Below are 18436 nucleotides of genomic sequence, written 5' to 3'. Positions count from 1 at the left end.
AGAAGAAGAAGAAGAAGAAATCTTTTTAACTCTTTACATATTCTCTTAGCTATTTTGATTAATTTGTCTAATTGGCTATACCCAACGTAAAAGTTCTTTCGAGATTAACAATATATAGCTGGATGCGAAAACTAATGTTAGTTGTGCGTTAATGTAGGGAAATATGAAATGGGAAAGAGAGTATGTGGTAGGAAGGATAAAGCCGCATATAACTAACAGCAATACAATTACAGTATGTCTAATGCCTCTATAAAAACTGCTATTTAAAATAATAAATTTGGCATGCTGCTTAAAGAGAATTCACTGGTTTTTAAAAAACTGATTATCCTAAAATCAGGTGGGGTAGAAAGAGTTTTATGTAATTCACATTTCAATTATAGGCATTAAAAGTATTGCTAATTACTAAACCAAGATTGGATAGTATGTAAATTTTTAGAACCACTATATTTAGAGAAGTCTTAGATATCTCTATCTATACCTATATCTATAACAGGTTTTTCTACTCGTACATCTTTTTAAAATAGCTTTTCCTTTCTTACGCATACAAGATAGTTTTGTAGGCAGCAAAAGCCAAATTAAAAAATCTTAGCAAAACTGTTGACAAGTACAAAAAATTCTGAAATTAAAATTATTAATTTTTATTTTAAGCCTCAATCAACCGTAAGATATTGATTTATCTTAGTTTTACTGAGTTTTAACTTAGCATTTAATCTACAATTTAGGTATTTTTTACGCTTCAAAATCAGCTTCGGCTGATTTTTATTTTTGCGAAAAACGTAAAATTTTCTCCAAAACCCATCTATTTTTGTCTTTAACTTCAAAAAAACTGTGATCTGTGTCACAGATCTGCATATAAAAGCTTAGTTTTTATTTACAAATTATTTTCGCAAGGTTAAACTAATGATGTAGATAGCAAGAGGTTACATTACCTCCGAACTTAAAAGCTAGACAAAAGCTCAAGTTTGTTCTGCTAGGCTACAAGTTTACTCCCTTGCTTTAAGCGTGTATTCGTTACTCTCTAGCTTAGGTTAGTCCCCCTTAAAAGGATGAGTATTACCGATACTCTGCAAAGTCTTAGATAGGTACTTCACGCTTAAAGCTAACTGACTTTTTCTGTTACTCTTATTGTGTTATTGTTATGATCCTTTGAGCACAATTTACTAGCAAAGTAACCTCCTTAAACGCATATTGCTTTGCTAGTAAATTGATTTTAGGATAGCCATTAAAGCAAACACTTTTTATACAAGATAACAGTCTCAACTTTTAGCTTATTATTTTCACCTCAAAAATACATAGTGCCATAAGCGTTGCTTTTCTAAAAAATATTTGCCTCGGAACCTCTGAAAAGCAAACTTAATATTGGGTTAGTAGAGTGACGCTTATTTTTCGAAAATAATAGCTTCCCATTTTCCGTAGGGAAAATCACACATGTTTGTGTAATATTTAGTAAGTATAGATTCAAGAAGATAATAATTGAGAAATCAAATAGAGGTATGGGTTATCTTCCCCTAAGTAGATGACCCTTTTTTAACTTTTCTATTGTTACTATTAACTCTCTTTTATCTTCACACTCATGACTGACCTAACTTAGGTAGTTATGCTTACTTACTCATTTGTCTCTAACAACTTTTTATAATGTTTTAGTAATTGTAGGTAATATTACTTTTCAGGGGTTAATCTTTTGTCCCTTTAAAAATACCGCCCCTGAAAGGTAACTTTTAAATTCAACTTAAATATTCTACATGTATCAACTTTTTACCTACAATCATTCATACTGTTTTTGTCATAGTAGAGAAGTCAAATAATTTATATTATTTGAACAATCTATGTTTTTTCCTTAGTGTGTGGAAGTCTTGAGAGAACTTCTCCAGCATATATTATCTCAGTATTAAAAACTCCAAGTGTCTCCTAGGGTAGGTTGGAATTTCTGGTTTTACCTTTCCATGTTTTAGTATCGTTATTATGAATGCCTAACCCACCCAGTTGAGGTTTTCTCAAGACTTATTTGTTTTGCTATCATATAGAAGACAAACAAATGCATACTATTGAAAAACAATATAAAAAAGTTTTAAATTTTGCTTTAAAACTTACTCATTTGTCTCCAGATAGTGCTAATATAAATATATAAGCAGCTATAAAGATTTTTATTTAATTTTGCTAAGTTTTCTTACTATTAATAGTAAGACACTCTATTTAACTATCGACTTAGTCTCCTTTATAGATAGTTAAATAGAATTTCCCTGAGCTAGTGCTAGCTGCTTTTGTTAGCTAGCACTAGTTACTTTACAGCATAGTTAATTTATACAGTTAATTACACAATAGTTAACTTAGAAAATTACTAAACTTAGCAAAATGTTCAACTTATTTACTAGATTTTTTGAGGCTATTGAATCGCGAGAGGTTTAATAGCTTAGTCTAGCGAACGGGGTTATGTAAGTATTAATTAGCTCGTGCAGTAGTTCAAGTGCTCCGCAGCCGCCTCAAGTGTTGTATTACAGGCGAGGAGAATTGCTGTAGAAGGCTAGTTATCACCTCGGGAGTTAGACAGGGTTAATATATTTGGGTCTAAGAGAGTCTACCTAAAGTGAGTAACTGCGAGACGAAAGCTGACCGTAGATTTCACCTTGGGTGCTGCGATTCCTTAATTTAAGGCTAGCAGGTTACACCCTTGCGACGCAATAGACTATTGCTGAATGAAAACAAGTAATGCTTGGTAATACTGATAATAGTTGTTCTCCTTGTATTTTAAGTTTGTCTTGTTTAGTCTAAGCTAGGTTCGTTTACTAGGCTTGTGCAGAAAATAAGGCAAAACCAGCATTTACTTGTTTTTAGTAAGTAGTAGGATATTACCAAAGATATTATCCCCCGCGCGGTCTTAGTGGTTCAGGTGAGCTGTAACAGTTAGGCTTGGATCACTAAGAGTATTGCGGTAGTTTAATCATTCTTAAAAGATTTCTTAAGAGATTTTTATCCATTTCTTAATCGATTTCTTAAACCCTATTTTTAATTAGTATTCTTTGGAATTACTTATGTTAATAAATCCTAAATTAAGCTCTGTACGTCACGAAATATCTTCGCCTGACCATAGCTCTCTAGCTATTACCTACAGATCTTAATTTAGGATTTTTTCGTTGGTAAAAATTGTGCAAAAGTGTCTATTTACCTAACCAAGTTAGTAGTTTTTTCTAAGCCTTTCTAACTTAGGAAAATAAAGATTTTCTCTTGCACAAAGCAATTTTATTTTTGCAAATCCGATAGTTAGATAATTAATGGGGTGATTACCACAGAAAATTTATTAACTTCTAACTTTTGTGAAAATTTAAATCTTGCTAAGCAAATAGGAGTATCCTATTTATAGCTTGATAAATGACAACGTTTTATTTAACCACGAAAAACCTATCACTTAGACTAAATAACTTAAGATTTTAACCTCTTATGTTATTGAATCTTAGTAAGTACGAGAGTATGTAAAATACTTTAATACTCTTATACGTACTTAATGTACATATTAGTGTACAAATATATGTTTAGTACGTATTTATGCGTAGAAACATCTACTTAACACTTACTTTTAACCACGTTAAGTTTTTCAAGCAATTATGAAGATTGCTATTTACGTTTAAACTCTAGATAAATGATTTAGCTATAGTTTATACCAAATAGGATCTGTCGATGAAACGCCAAAGAATTATTCGTCTTCGTAGAGTTGTTAAATGCGAACAACGACGAAAAATTTTAGCCTTTATGAATGCTCAAGAGCTTGAGCCCTTACCATCTGAACTAGCTTTTGCTTGTCCAGATTTAAAGAGCAATTCCTAAAGCCTTGGCACATCACAGATTACGTAAATTCTTATTTCTCTAGCTCTGCTAGTGCCCTTGTTCTGTTAGGAGATTCCTATAATGACTAAAACAATGCAAGCCGCTCGTTGGCACAAAGTTAATGATATCCGTGTTGAAGAAGTAGAAATCCCACAAATTAAAGATCCATATGAAGTTAAATTAAAAGTTAAATTCTGTGGTATCTGTGGTTCAGACTTACACGAATACGTAGCTGGTCCTATTTTTATCCCAGTAGATAAACCACACCCAATTTCAGGTGATGTTGCACCAATTGTTATGGGTCACGAATACTCTGCTGAAGTAGTAGAAGTAGGTGAGAAAGTAACTAAATTTAAAGTTGGTGACCGCGTATGTGTAGAACCAATTTTATCTCCAAATGAAAATGGTCGTTACCTTCTTCCAGAATATCACTTAACTCCATTATTAGGTTTCCAAGGTCTATCAGGTGGTGTAGGTGCGTTCTCTGAGTACACTGTAGTTGGTGAACACATGGTGCATCATGTGCCGGATAGCGTTTCTGATGAACAAGCTGCATTAGTAGAACCTGCAGCCGTAGCTGTACACGCAGTACGTTTATCACGTATCCAAGTAGGTGAATCTGCGGTAGTATTTGGTTGTGGTCCGATTGGTCTATTAACTATCGAAGCTTTAAAAGCTGCTGGAGCAGGTACAATCGTTGCTGTTGAAGTTAACCAATCACGTCAAGCTAAAGCAACTTCTTTAGGTGCGGTTGTTGTAGACCCTACTAAAGTTGATACTGTTGAACGTATTAATGAATTAACTAACGGTGGTGCGGACTTTGCATTCGAAGTTACAGGTGTTCCATCTGTATTAGAAACTTCAATCCGTTCTGTACGTAACGGTGGTAAAACAGTGGTTGTTTCTATTTGGGAAAAACGCGCTGAATTCCATCCAAACGAATTAGTAATTCCAGAAAGAACATTACAAGGTTCAATCTGTTACTGTAACGACTTCCCACGTGTATTAGCATTAATGGATCGTGGTTACTTTAAACCAGAAGATTTCGTTACGAAGAAAATTGAACTTAAAGATGTAGTAACTGAAGGTTTTGATGCGCTATTAGCAGATAAATCACACGTGAAAATCTTAGTTCAACCACCTAAAAGAGACTAATTTTTAGGTTTAAATACTTTTTAACCACTTAAACTCCTAGCAATTGGTTCGAACCTATTGTCTGGCATTAAACCCCGTAAAAATTTCACAACTATGATAAAATCAATTTTGAGATAAAACTACACTTTTGTCGAAAGATCAAACGATATCCATAGATGTAACTTTGTAAAATACCTATGGTCTATTTATCAATCTTTCACAAAACTAACTTTATCTCGAAATAAATTAAAACAGCAACTAGGTAATATTTTGTTTTGGTATATGTATTCTCAATTTATAGTGATGAGCTGTACACAACAAAGGATTTATCTAGATTAGCTGTTTGCCTTGTTTCAACTTTTAACCATGTCTCACTTAATATAATGAGGTTTTTATGAAAAAAATCTTAGCTCTTTCTACCGTTAGTTTAGCTTTAGCTAGTTTTGCACTTCCAGCTCAAGCCGTAAAAGATCATACTTTAAACTTAGAATTTGGTATCCGCTTTAGTAATACCCAGCTAGACGAAGGTAAAACAATTCCTGGTTTATCAATCAATGGTTCTTACCTGTTTAAACTTTACGAAAGACAAGGCTTCGGTTTTGTTGTAGGTCCTGAGTTATATTTAGCACAATCTCTACGTATTTTATATGCTGAGAACACTAACTCTTATATCCCTTACAAATATGTAAGCGAAATGCGTTATCACATTTCTGATTATGGATTTGGAGTTAAAGCTCGCTTATACGTTGATTTAAATACCTTACAACCATATGTAGGTGTGGCTATTGGTCGCGCTAAAAATAAAGTAGATGTTAATGTAAGACTTAGCGACGGTTCAAAATATAAATATAGCGATAATACAAGTAGTACCTACTATGCTTTAGAAGCTGGTTTACAAGTAAGTAATTGGAACTTTAGCCTCAGATACGATAGCTCAAAATACAAATTTGGTGAGAAAAATAACTTTAACACTATTAGTGTTGTAACTGGTTATAACTTCTAACTAGAGCTCGTGCTATAGCTCCTACTAGAGCTACTAACAGAACTCTTAATCCTAAATGCTACTACCTATGATGTAGCTTAAAGGATAAACTGCTATTGTGGAAGAGCTAATTCTCTACACTTGCACCATTACTCAATTAAAATCCAACAGGCACTAAATCCCAATACAAGCTTATTTGAGTTTGCCTAATGGCAATTAGTGCGATAAACAAACAAGTCTAGATCGATGGTTATCTCTAACCATTATCTAGACTTGTTTGCTTTTTACAGGGAGTATGTAAAAAATAAACAAGATTTAACATACTCCCAAAGAAAATCGTCAAAAACCGTTAAAAATTTATTTTTAGCTATATCTAAATTTCAATAATTCTTAGCAATAAAGCTTAAATAAAACGAATTAAATGCTCATAAAAACTGGGATTACTGATAACCATCATCACCAATTACGTACATTGCCACCTCGAGAGAACTATAATTTGTTTGCCAAATTAATGAAATTTTACTATCAGTAAACTAAAGGTTTTAAATTTGTTTATGCCTATTTCAGCAATTAATTATGCATTTTATGCATATAATCCGAGAAATAAGAACTTAATAATCAAATAAATTTGCTTTTAAGAGGAGCTATTCTTAACTTGCAAAAGCATCCCCTTATTATTTGATTTTTCTTTCAAATAAATCGATGTAGTTATATGGTTATGATATGATAAGAGTAAGAGCATAGTATATCTTGCTGCTAAAAACTACAAACATAATTATTTAGTAATAATTTTAGGTCTGTAACTTTTTAGCGTATGTAATTTAATACTCAACTTTATACATGTTATCAACAAGGTTCTATTATGAAAAAATTATTAGTAGCAACAACAGTATTAGCAGCTTCATTATTCGCAGCAACTAATGCTCAAGCTCGTACTGATGCATTTTTATTCGAAGGTCAAGTAGGTTTCAAAACTTCAGAATTAACTTCTAGCAAAAACTTAAAAGGTTACACTTTTGGTTTAGGTGCTCTATACAAAGTTTACGCTAATCCAAATGTAACTCTTTACACTGGTGGTGAGTTCTACTACAGCGCTCTTAAACGTGATGACGATCGTAAATCAACAATCGAGTACACTTTAACTTCTAAACAAAAAAATTACGATTTAGGTGTTAAAGCACGTGCGTACTTCTTACCACAAAACAACGTAAAACCTTTTGTTGGTTTAGCTGCTGGTTACAACAAAACTACATCTAAATTCTTATTAGATTCATCATTAGGTACAAGTCGTTACCGTTCAAGCTCAAACCGTCCATACGTAGCAGTTGAAGCTGGTTTCGACTTTGCTAAATTCAACGTACTTGCACGTTACGAAAGAACTGGTTATAAAGTAAACATTGATAACAACAGAGTTTCACGTGGTGTAAACCAATTAAGCTTATTAGCTGGTGTAAGCTACTAATATAGTAATTTCATAACTCATTAATGAGTTATCACGGCACAGACTAGATATCTAGTCTGTGCCGTTTGCTTTTTTGACCTTGTTTGCTAGATATTACCTACACCTTAGGTAGTAATTCAATCTTACTTACTTGCAGCGTAGCAAATATTTACCAAAGCTCTACCTGAGATGTATCTCGGCAGTATCTCAGTTTTATCTTAACTGTATATTAGCTGCATCCCCAATTGATTTACAAATAGCCATTTACCATTTAATATCGAAAATTTTCTTTTTTTCTTTTACATTTGCAGCCTAAAGTTGTAAAATAGCTATTAAGTTCCTTGTAACTTACACAAATAACTAAAATTACAAACCCTTAAGGGATATAAACATGAAAAAATCTCTTTTAGCTTTAGCTGCAAGTGCTGCTTTATTATCAGCAACTCCTGCATTTGCTAATAACAACTTAGGCTCAACTTACGTTACTTTAAACGTACAAACCGGGGTTAAAAACACCCTATTAGATGATCATTCACAGGGCGTGTATGGCTTATTTGCTGATTACAACTTCGCACTAGCTAAAGATTTTTACATTGGTGGTGAGTTCGCGTACAACCATGGTTCTAAACGTTTAAGTGCGTTTAATAATCGTCGTGTAAGCGATGATAACTTTAACCTTGGTTTCCAAACTAAATACCTTTTCGCAAATGATAGCGCATTCACACCATTTGTAGGTGGTGGTTTAGGTTACAACTACTCACACTTTAGTGGTTTTGGTGGTACGGAAAATGCTTCAGGCATTTACGGTCAATTACAAGCTGGTACTACTTATGGAGACCACTTACAAGCAGGTTTACGTTACCAAGTAAATAATCTTTCAAGTAACTTCAGAGATAACTTCTCAAACCGCGATTTAGTTAACAAAGCACAACACAGCTTAACTGTGTTCGTAGGTTTTGTATACTAATTTTTTAATTCCATAGTTCTCGACTATGGTTATGCATAATACAGTTTAAAAATACTAGAAGTGGTAAGGATTTCCTTACCACTTTTTGCATTTTTAGGCATACAAAAAAGTCGTACAGATGTACGACTCTAAATATACATTTAAACATTTGCTGAACAGCTAAGGTTACTTTAGGTTGAAGCCTAAAGCTAGACTTTAATTTAGTAGAACTAAATTAACTCTTTGCTGTTATCAGCACAAGCATATTTTACCCCAGTTAGGGAAGAAAGTGGCTATTTTTACGCAAAAAGTGGTAATTTGACCGCTTTTTGTGCAATTTATTTTTGTTCAAACTATCACAAAAAGAAACAGCTAAAATCCTAACATCCGCAAATTTAAGGAAAAACCCCTAAAGGTACTAAGAAATTATTTCTGACTAATTTAGTCGGTCAATTTTAAGACCTTGGACTCGCAGGAGCTATTTAGCTTAGTAAAGATAGCTAAGATTGAGATTTAGATTAAACCTTGCCACTACTTAAAAAGTTCAGCATCTAAATAAGGACTAAAATTTTTATTATTTGGATCTAACTCTAATTGCAGCTTGTACTGTTGTAAGAAGAAATTTACCATTGCTTCTTTTTGGTAATAGTCAATGTTGCTATCACGTGGATCAACAAATTTAAAACTTAAGTATTTACTTAAAGCTTTAAAGTCATTGCTTTGTAAGAGACTATCGGTCTGCTGCATTAATTTAAGTACTTGGCTTTGCGGCGCTGCGATCTTTTGTGTTTGTGCTAATTGCCATAAGTACATTTGATCCGCAAAGTACATATCCGTACGGAAAGCATTAATCCCTTGAGGGTAAAGCACGTAGAGACTATAGAGAGGAATACACTTACTATCTATTTCACTTTGTGTAGTTTCATTAGTTAGTTTGTCTCCGCGCGAGCGAAACCAGCCATACTCATGACATGAGTTCATTAACGCTGTTACGTAATTAACACCAGGATTGATGTACTTACCATCTTTTACTACTGGTAAAGCATATTGCGAAATACGCATTAAAATCCCGTCACGTAGTTTAGTACGACTAACTTTACCTTCATCAGCATAAGTATTTATTTGCTCTTTGATAAGATCAACCAGTACATTCACAAAAGCCGGATTATATTTAGCTAAAGACAGGAACTTAGTTGCACTTTGGCTAATGTCGCCGTTGAGATTCGAAGTTAGATTAGCAGCTCTACTTTTAGCTACTTGCTCAGAGTTTGCTGGTTTAATTTCACCATGCGTTTGTGGATTTTGCTGCGCTTTACGTGCTTGCTCTAAAAGATTTGGCGCAGTGTTTGGCTTGCTGGTGGTTGCTAGAGGATTAGCCCAAGCAGAGATACTTGGCGCTAGACACAAAGCTAAAGCTAGGGCTTGCTGCCAAGATTTACGAGTTAAAGTAAGTTGCGATAATTTGGTCGAAAACATAGTTAAACGTTGTAAACGATCTAAGAAATTTCTGTTTATTATAAGGGATAACCTAGCTTAGGACTTGAGTTTTGCAGAGAAAAACTTACAGCTAAGTAGTTACTATTTTTATGCCGCTCCAAATGTTAGATTTTCCGACACCCCATAGACATAAAAAAGTATGCTCTAAAACACGTTATAATAGAGTAGCAACCTAAACTAAAAGTTTAGAACTAAAAAGTATTAGCAGCATATTTAGGCTTATCTTAGTATGCTTGAGCATACTCCCTATGTTTAAGCATATTTGAGTATATAGTTTACCCCTTACTAAACCTATGCAGCGTTCTCCGAACTTTAGAACCGACCTTGCAATTTTAGGATCTAGCCCTAGTTATCTCAACCTCAATTTACAAGGATTTATATGGAATACCAAAATCGTCCACTAGGCGTCCATAAACATGTAGCACTAGTGGCTCACGACCATTGCAAACAAGATTTAATTAATTGGTGTAAAAAACACGTTGAGCAATTAGCTCCGCATAAGCTTTATGCCACAGGGACTACTGGTAATTTAATTAGCCAAGAAACTGGCTTAGATATTACTTGTTTACTGAGCGGTCCGATGGGTGGTGATCAGCAATTAGGAGCACTAATTGCTGAAACTAAAATCGACTTACTGGTTTTCTTCTGGGATCCAATGAATGCCGTGCCGCATGATCCTGATGTAAAAGCATTATTACGTATTGCTACAGTATGGAATATCCCAGTTGCCATGAATATAGCTACAGCAGACTTCTTAGTGTCTAGCCCTTACTTTAATGGGGAGCACCAAGTACGTATCCCTGATTATGCTGGCTACCTAAAAGCGCGCATTAAATAATTTCACAAAAGTTAATGCCCAGTCGTATGACTGGGCATTATCTTTGCGCTCAATTATATGAGCTGGTTTTGAGATTTGCTATCAGCAAATTAAGCTTTTACTTAAGTAAGGTTAATCTTGCTAATGCAAAATTGGTTACTTTAAGTATAGTTGCTTAAAGTTTAGCTACTTTAAGCTTGGCTTGCTGTTTGAGCAGCTTCTTGGGCTTTTTGGCTTGCACGACTACCAAAACCACGTAAACCTACAACATTTACGAACTCACGATCTCCAGAAACTGTACGTACTAGTTTATAGGTTGTACCATTATCTGGAGCGATGTTTTCTGGTGCAGCGATTAATAACTGCATTTGTTGACGTTCACATAGTTCGAATAGAGTAGCTATAGATTTACTATCTAAACGAGCAGCCTCATCTAAGAAGAGTAAGCGACATGGTAATAAATTTTTAGCACGAATACGTTTAGATTCTTCTTCCCAAGATTGTACTACCATTAGAAGAATACTCATCCCTGTACCTATAGCCTCACCAGTCGAAAGAGCACCAGACTCTGCTTTTAACCAACCGTCCGAACCACGGTATACTTCGATACCTAGATCGATATAGTTACGGTAGTCAAGTAATTCTTCACCCACCGTTTGGAAATTACGTTGCCCAAAATCTACATCTTGATTGGTTCGTTGGTAGAGTTTAGCTAAAGCTTCAGTAAAGCTAATTTCGCTATTGTTAAACAGATCCGCGTGTTTATCACGTCCTTCACGTAAAGCATTTAACAGAGCTGCGTGTGATTCACGATAGGTCGCAGTTAAACGTACCGATTTAACCTGACCAAAGCTCATATTTTGTAAGCCTTGGTTTAATTGCCAAATACGGTTTTGTTCACGTTGAATGGTTTTATCGAGAATCGAAGCTACGTCTCCAGCACTAATTACGAGTGATTTTTCACGTTCTTCAAGTTTACTACTTAACATACTTAATTGAATTTCCATTTGTTCAATGGCTTCAATTGGGTCGTTAGTTGTAAGTACGTCTTGACGAATACGCTCTCTTAAGTGTTGGTACACCGCAATAAAGAAAGCTACTTTTAAGTGTGGACGACGTGAATCTTCCGAAGCTTTAAGAGCATCACGTAAGTACTCATTTTCACTAATGAGCGTACGTAAAGTACCTAAAGCACGGTCTGATTTCGAACGTAACTCTTCATTAGACAGAGCACGGAACCCAGGATTAAATAAACGTCCTTGAATTTGATGCTCTTTGGCTTGCTCTTGGCTTAAACGCCATTTAGCTTTGTTGTCAGCAACGTTGGCACGTGAGAAGCTAAAGTCACGTTTAGCAGCTGTAATTTGAGATTCAAGACCAGCTAAGCGTTCTTGGTTTTGTTGATGCGTGTTTTTAGCATCGATCATTTGCTCTTTCACACTATTAGCTTGAGCTAATAGGTCTGCAGCTTTAGCTTTAGCCGCTTCAACCGCTCCAGCAGTAATGTTTGTACCTGTTTCAGCAAGAGCTGCACTTAGTTGTTCTAAGGTAGCTTTAGCTGTTTCTAGCTCAGCACGATACTTAAAGAGTTGTTGCTGTTGTTGCTCGAACTCAGTATTAACTACTTTATATTCAGCTTTAGCTTGGCTATAAGCTGCTTCTAAAGTATCTAACTGTTGACGTAACTTATTACCTAGTTCATCACCTTCAAGTTCACCTAAATCTTTATAAGCAAAGTGCTCTTTACGACTCACTACTTCATCAGCAAGGTGACTTAAGTTTACAAGTGTTTGTTGTAGTTCTTTAGTGCTCGCAAGTTCAGCCTCGAGATCCGTATCTTGATCTACTGGATACTGCAACACTGCTACTTTTTCTTCAAGAACTTGTAACTCACTTGCATATTGTGATAAGTAACGTTGTGCTTCTTTCGCTTGATTTAATTCTGAACGTACACGTTGGTAATCGGCTTCAACATCAGTTTCCCCTTGTTCGCTAAAGACATTAAGTAGTTGATACAGAATATTGGTTTTACGTGTATGATCTGCAATTTGCGCATTGGTTGTTTCAATAGTGCGACGTAATTGCGTAATCTGACGTTCTACATTGCTCGAAGTTTTAACTAGTTCATTAATTGCAATTTCAGGGTTCTCTCTAAAGGCAATATCCCCATATTGCGTAATAAAGGTCGTTAAACTTTCAGCGAAAGCTTTATGATTAAAGTACTCTTTTTCGAGCGTTGTTAATTGATAGAGAACTTCTTTTAACTCTTCACGCGCATTTTCAATGAACTTCTCACGAGCTGCCTTACCAAAGGTTGTTACCTCTTGTAAATTTGAGTAACGTAATTGATGTTCATTAATGCGAACCAGAACATTTTTGTCGTCGAGCAAACGACTATCAAACATATTCTCGTTAAAGTCATTGAAGTCCGCTTCAATTAAGTATAAATCAGCAGGTACGTCTTGTAATTGCGCAAGTTTTTCTTCAATACCATTAAAGGTTGGCACAACAATGGCATCACGCGCCGGACCATATAAAGCCGAGTAATAACAAGCATCATCAAGACTAATATCATCATAAATCTCAGATAAAAGCACGCCATTTAGATCTTGAGCAATATATTGTAATTGCTGATCTACACCCATGCCTTGTTTTTCGATTTTATAGATTTGTTCTTGTAATACCTCTTTTTTACTTTCAAGATTTTGGACAGTAAGACCTTGCTGATTACTTAAGGCTAGATAATGCTCGAGTGTTTGACGAGCACTAGCCATATCAGTAATTGGCGTTTCTAATTTAGAATTAATGCTCGCTAATTCATCTTGCGCTTTTAAATATGGAAAACGTTGTTCGTTTAAGCTATTAAGTTTACTCGTGGCAATACTTAATTGCATATTTAAATCGCTAAGTTCGTCTTTAGCAGCATTTTTCGTAGCATCAAGTTCAACATAGGCTTCTTGATGCATATTAAAGTAATCAGAGAGCTCGGCTCGTGAACTAAAGCTTTCACCTAATTGCTGTTGCAGGTTATGCACTTGTGAGCTGCTATTAGCAGCTTGTTCACGACGTTTAGCTAATTGTGCATATTCGTGCTCTAAGCTATTAACACGTTCAGCATATGAACGTTTTAATACTGCACCACGCACTAAGTTTTGCGCTAAAGAGTAACGTTGATTTACATCAACGCTTTTACCTGCAAGTTTCTCTAAAGCTTTAAGCGCTTTTTGATAGTCTTGAGCTGCATTAGCACTTACTTGTTTAGCATTATTTAGAGTCGAGTATTTTTGGTTAACTTGCGCTAACTCTTGTTGTAAGAGTTGCGCAGCATTAGTAACAGCTGGTACATCTAGGTTCGTACCTAGAGCTCCTAGCTCATCGCTTAATTTTGCTTTAGCTTGCGTTAATTGCTGATTAAAGTCAGCAAGTTTTTGTACGGCTTGTTTGTACTGTACTTGGCGCGTTTGGCGTTGATCTAGAGCTGTTTGCGTATCGCTTAATTCACGACGTAAACGCTCCATTTGCCCTTCTTGGCTTGCCATGTCGTCTTGTAAAGTTGCGCGCGTAAAAGTTAGATCTTCTAACTTAACTTCAGCTACTTCAACTTCTTCGCTTAAAGACGTTACTTTAGCTAGCTCGTCATTGTACTGGCCTTGTAAACGATTAGCACTCACTAAAAGGCTGTGATACTCATTAGCTTTTTCGTACTCTTGCTGTAAACGGTCGTAATTAGCCTGTAATTGCCCTTGTTGCCCGTTATATGCAGCAATAGCCTGAGTTAAAGCGCTAGCTCTAGCTTCGAGCGTATGTAAGTGTTTACGTGCTGCTAATAAGCCTTTTACTAAGTCTAGACGATTATTATGTTGATACACATAATCCGCACCTACATAGTCAATAGCAGCATCTACGAGCTCACGGAAGAAATTACGATCAGCTTGCGTTTGTTCGATTTTGTTTAGCGTCATGCGATTTTCTAAAATCGCGGCCTCCATATCTTGAAACGCACGTTTTACTGCACCGTTTTCCGGTAATAAGTATTCACGTAAAGATTTAGTAATCGTTGACGAAATCCCACCGTATAACGAAGCTTCAATTAAACGATAGAAACGTGATCTGTCTTGTGGTGTACGTAGACGCTTTGGTAAGAAACCATCATCAAACATTTTTGCATGATAATCACCAATTGAGCTATAGGTTTTAAAGCTTAAGCTTTGTCCTTCACATACAGCTTTAAGTTCGTTTAAGCTAATAATTTTAGCTTTACCGTCACCTAAGCCTTGTAAAAAGAGCTTTTCACATTCAGTACCCGGAGCAATGCCACTAATACTAAAAAGCTTTAAATCTACTTTTTTGTCACGTCCGGCTACTTGCTGTAAACGCACCCCGAACAGAATAATCTCACCACGTGAGTTCTTACACTCAAGAGCAGCATAACAAGTACCGCTTTTGAGTTTACCGTGTAAACCACGGTCACGCGAACTCGAGGTCGAACCGGCTTCGGTGGTATTACGGAAGTGTAATAAACTTAAATCAGGGATTAATGCCGTAATGAACGCTGCCATGGTAGTTGACTTACCTGCACCATTACCACCTGATAAGGTAGTAACTAGTTCATCGAGGTCGTACTTACGAGCAAAAAATCCATTCCAGTTCATCATAATTAATGATGAAAACTTTCCTCGATTTAACATATATGCTATATACCTATTGGTAATAAGTTGGGAGTAAGAGGTGGTGGTGCATGAGCGGAATCCGCACATGCACCTCACCTCTTGCTCGGTTTATGTTACCTTGAGAGATCAAGGTGAATATTGAATAGTTAAGAGGTTGTGCAAAGTATTATCTGCAGATAATCGATTGAAAATTAAGATAAAACTTAGATAATCAAACATTAAGTAGATAAAAGACTACTATTAATAAGCTAAAAGACTAATACTAATTAACCAAGAGCCTGCTATTAATAAGCCAAAAGACTACAGACTATTTAGCAAAAGTAGGATTGTCACCGTAGACATCATCTTCGTCTTCATCATAAGTTTGATCATCATCCAGATCGATAATCGCTAGTTCATCATCGTCGTCGAAGTATTCTTCGTCGTCTTCGTCTAGCTCCTCATCAAGATCTTCGTCTTCTTCGTCCTCAAGATCTTCATCAAGATCTTCGTCCTCATCGTACTCTAGACCTTCCTCAAACTCATCTTCAGCTTCAAGATCAACGAACTCATCTTCGTCATCTTGCTCTGCAAAATCAGCTTCTAACTCACGCTCTAAAGCAGCGGCTTCTAAATCTAGCTCATCTGCTAGCTCTAGTTCTTCTTCGTCCTGCGCAAAGTTAAATTCAGGATCAACCTCTGCGTCTAGATCGAGTGAATTTGCAGCTTGAGCATTGCTAGAGTTATTAGCTTTAGCAGCTTGCTCTTGACTTAACACTTGGGCAATCGCTTGTCCAGCTGCACTTGCAGCCGCTACCGAACCTTTAAGGCTCTTGGCTTTAATGATAACTGTTTTTGCGCTTGCTTCTTCTGCTTCATCACTAGCGTAATCAGCACTTACGGCATAGTTCTCTTCATCAGCAAGTTCATCAGCTTGGTCATCACCTTGCAGTGCTTGTTTACCAGCTTGTTTTGCTTGTTCTAAAGACTCTGGAGTAACAATTTCGCCAGTGCGAATGAGTTTCTCTTGTGCTTGTTGTGCATCTTCGCCTGAACGAACTTCCGCACCAAATCTAAAACAAGCATTACGAATAATAAACTTATTACGCTCTTTACCCGTAAAGGTAATCATCCCCATACGTTCAAGGCGATTAAGCGCTGATTTCAGTTTTTCGAGTAGTTTTTGTTTGTCTAGATCCGAACCGGTTGAACGAGGGTTGATTAATTTTACCAGACGTTCAACTTCAACCAATGAGACAAGCTCATCGTATACTTCTTGCGGAGTGAAAATCCCTTGTTGTGCTAGACGCTCTGGAGATAAGTAAAGTAAACAGAGGATCTTACCAGCTAGCATTTCTAGTTCACTTAGTTGTGAACTTCCCATAATGCTCGTAGATTTAGTACGTAAGTAGTAAAAATCTTCCGGAGCCTGGATAAGTTCAACACTATAGCGACGATAGAAACTATCTAGTTCAGCAAAGTACTCGTGAATAAAGCTATGCTTATCTAAGTCTTCACTACAAATGTGACGTCCGGCACGTAAACGGGTATCAATTTCCGGAAACAGCGGATTACTAATCGCTTCAATTAACTTGTTAGATAAGTTAATACGTTGATTCATAAAAAGTTCTCTAATTATTGCATCCGAGATTGCGGATAACGGTTAATTACGTGCGCTTGTACTTGAGCATGATGTTCGTTGACATCTTGCCATGTTGCTTGAACACCAGCAAGTTCGTCTGCCGATACCCCAAGACGCATAGCTTGTTCCACAAAAATCCGCGCTACGTCAAAGTGAATGGCTAGCGGATTATCACGTAAGATATTCCGTAAAATCAGCGCAATATCTAAAGGTTCATGTTTTTGGCTAAATGGTGCTAACACCATTTGCATTGCCGCAGTTATTTGTTCCTGAATGTTGTCGTAAGTTTCGTAAGTGATTTCTTCAGGTACTTCACCCACTTCTTCACCTTCAACTAAAACTTGTCCTTCAGCTCGCATATCTAAAATACGCAGTTGATCGGTGTACGTAAGGAAGAATGGTGCGTCCAAGAATTCAGAAACTGAACGACGTAGGCGTGTAGAGAATACACGGTTTTTATCAAGGTCAATGGTATTACGAATAAACTTGTGAATATGACGGTCAAAGCCAATCCATAAGTCAATACTTTGTTGACCCCAAGAGATAATACGATCAAGTTTAGTTTGTAAGTGCGTAATTAACTCGTTAATTTGCGTAAAACTTACACTTAATTCTTGTACTTGTTCAGCATTAAAGTCAGCCTGTAGTTTTTGGCATAAATCTAAGAGTTCGGCGTCATCTTTAAAGATTGTATCGCGTAACTCTGGTTCATTTGCCAATAACTCAAGCGTATGAATAGCTTCAAGCTGACGGTTTACGGCATAGTCAATAGTTAGTAATTGTTCTTGTAACTTATCACCTGCCGAAGAAAGAGTATCTTGTAGTTCACGTAGAGTATTACCAGTCGAACTCAAAAGCGCATTACAGTTATCTATCGCTGCCGCCCAATCTTTCGATAAAAGGTCGGCAATTTGTTGTTTAATTTGATGTTGCTCTTCATCTAATTCACGTTGACGATAATCAATTAAATCGAAAATTTCAGCAACTGAGTAACGCAGCGGAGCATAAACATTAATGCGCCAATAATGAGCATCACCAACTTGGGTAGCCGCATGCGTAATGTCATGCATTTCTTTAGCTACCATGGCTAATTGCACACTTAAGCCTACTTGCGAGAATTCTTTTTGGCGTAAATAGTTATCGGCAATGCCAATGGCTAAAGGAGATAAACGATAAATCGAACTTTGCCCAGCTACTTCTTCGTCTTCCGCAAAATCTAAGCTAAAACGATTAAGTAGTTTTTGGCTTACCATGTCGTTAATAATTTTATTAGCACGAGCTGCTTGCGTGTTTTCCGTAAGTTCAGCTTCTTGCTGTTGTGCTAATACCTGACGATATAAATCTATCAGAATTTCTTCAGTTAATTCGGTATTGCTCGTCCGTTGGAATGAATGGATGGCTAATAAAAAGCCAATACGATCACTACTCAGGTTAATACTAAACCCATTAGTGTTTACCCAATCCAAGATGTCTTGCAAATGGAAATTATGCTGTGATCCTTCCATGGAT

General features: G+C 36.2%; 9 protein-coding genes and 1 pseudogene. 6 read left to right on the top strand and 4 right to left on the bottom strand.

The annotated features are described in order from the left end of the window. Positions 1 to 3672 precede the first annotated feature (3672 nt). The 5 genes from CKF58_RS08360 (at position 3673) to CKF58_RS02810 (ending at position 8343) form a co-directional block, all read left to right on the top strand. Positions 3673 to 3819, top strand: a complete 147-nt coding sequence (locus tag CKF58_RS08360) for a hypothetical protein (RefSeq protein ID WP_222987672.1) — start codon at positions 3673 to 3675, stop codon at positions 3817 to 3819. A gap of 81 nt (positions 3820 to 3900) precedes the next feature. Beyond that, positions 3901 to 4974 (top strand): 2,3-butanediol dehydrogenase, encoded by a 1074-nt coding sequence (locus CKF58_RS02825; RefSeq protein ID WP_281270673.1) that lies wholly within the window; start codon positions 3901 to 3903, stop codon positions 4972 to 4974. 373 nt (positions 4975 to 5347) lie between these two features. Further along, the gene (locus CKF58_RS02820) at positions 5348 to 5956 is read left to right on the top strand and encodes an outer membrane beta-barrel protein (protein ID WP_119530723.1); all 609 of its coding nucleotides are present in this window, start codon (positions 5348 to 5350) and stop codon (positions 5954 to 5956) included. A gap of 841 nt (positions 5957 to 6797) precedes the next feature. Beyond that, positions 6798 to 7397, top strand: a complete 600-nt coding sequence (locus tag CKF58_RS02815) for an outer membrane beta-barrel protein (RefSeq protein ID WP_119530720.1) — start codon at positions 6798 to 6800, stop codon at positions 7395 to 7397. A gap of 370 nt (positions 7398 to 7767) precedes the next feature. Continuing rightward, positions 7768 to 8343: an outer membrane beta-barrel protein gene (locus CKF58_RS02810; RefSeq protein ID WP_119530716.1), complete on the top strand. Its 576-nt coding sequence runs from the start codon at positions 7768 to 7770 to the stop codon at positions 8341 to 8343. A 510-nt stretch (positions 8344 to 8853) separates the two neighbouring features. Here CKF58_RS02810 and CKF58_RS02805 read toward each other — a convergent pair. Then, positions 8854 to 9798, bottom strand: a complete 945-nt coding sequence (locus tag CKF58_RS02805; RefSeq protein ID WP_119530714.1) for a hypothetical protein — start codon at positions 9796 to 9798, stop codon at positions 8854 to 8856. Positions 9799 to 10198: 400 nt separating this feature from the next. On the opposite strand from CKF58_RS02805, the gene CKF58_RS02800 reads away from it, so the two are divergent. Continuing rightward, positions 10199 to 10657 carry a methylglyoxal synthase gene (locus CKF58_RS02800; protein ID WP_119530711.1) on the top strand — a complete coding sequence of 153 codons (459 nt, stop codon included), beginning with the start codon at positions 10199 to 10201 and terminating at the stop codon, positions 10655 to 10657. 170 nt (positions 10658 to 10827) lie between these two features. On the opposite strand, the gene mukB is transcribed toward CKF58_RS02800, so the two are convergent. From mukB to CKF58_RS02785, 3 genes and pseudogenes are all read right to left on the bottom strand, one after another. Next, positions 10828 to 15288 carry a chromosome partition protein MukB gene (gene mukB, locus CKF58_RS02795; protein ID WP_425451203.1) on the bottom strand — a complete coding sequence of 1487 codons (4461 nt, stop codon included), beginning with the start codon at positions 15286 to 15288 and terminating at the stop codon, positions 10828 to 10830. Positions 15289 to 16186: 898 nt separating this feature from the next. After that, positions 16187 to 16906, bottom strand: a pseudogene (gene mukE / locus CKF58_RS08565) (chromosome partition protein MukE); the annotation flags it as partial. Positions 16907 to 16920: 14 nt separating this feature from the next. After that, positions 16921 to 18432 carry a condensin subunit MukF gene (locus CKF58_RS02785; protein ID WP_119530705.1) on the bottom strand — a complete coding sequence of 504 codons (1512 nt, stop codon included), beginning with the start codon at positions 18430 to 18432 and terminating at the stop codon, positions 16921 to 16923. Positions 18433 to 18436 lie beyond the last annotated feature (4 nt).

Source organism: Psittacicella hinzii (assembly GCF_003585935.1).
GTDB lineage: Bacteria > Pseudomonadota > Gammaproteobacteria > Enterobacterales > Psittacicellaceae > Psittacicella > Psittacicella hinzii.
The sequence above is the reverse complement of the archived record's forward strand: the minus strand, read 5'-3'. Positions and strand labels throughout refer to the sequence as shown.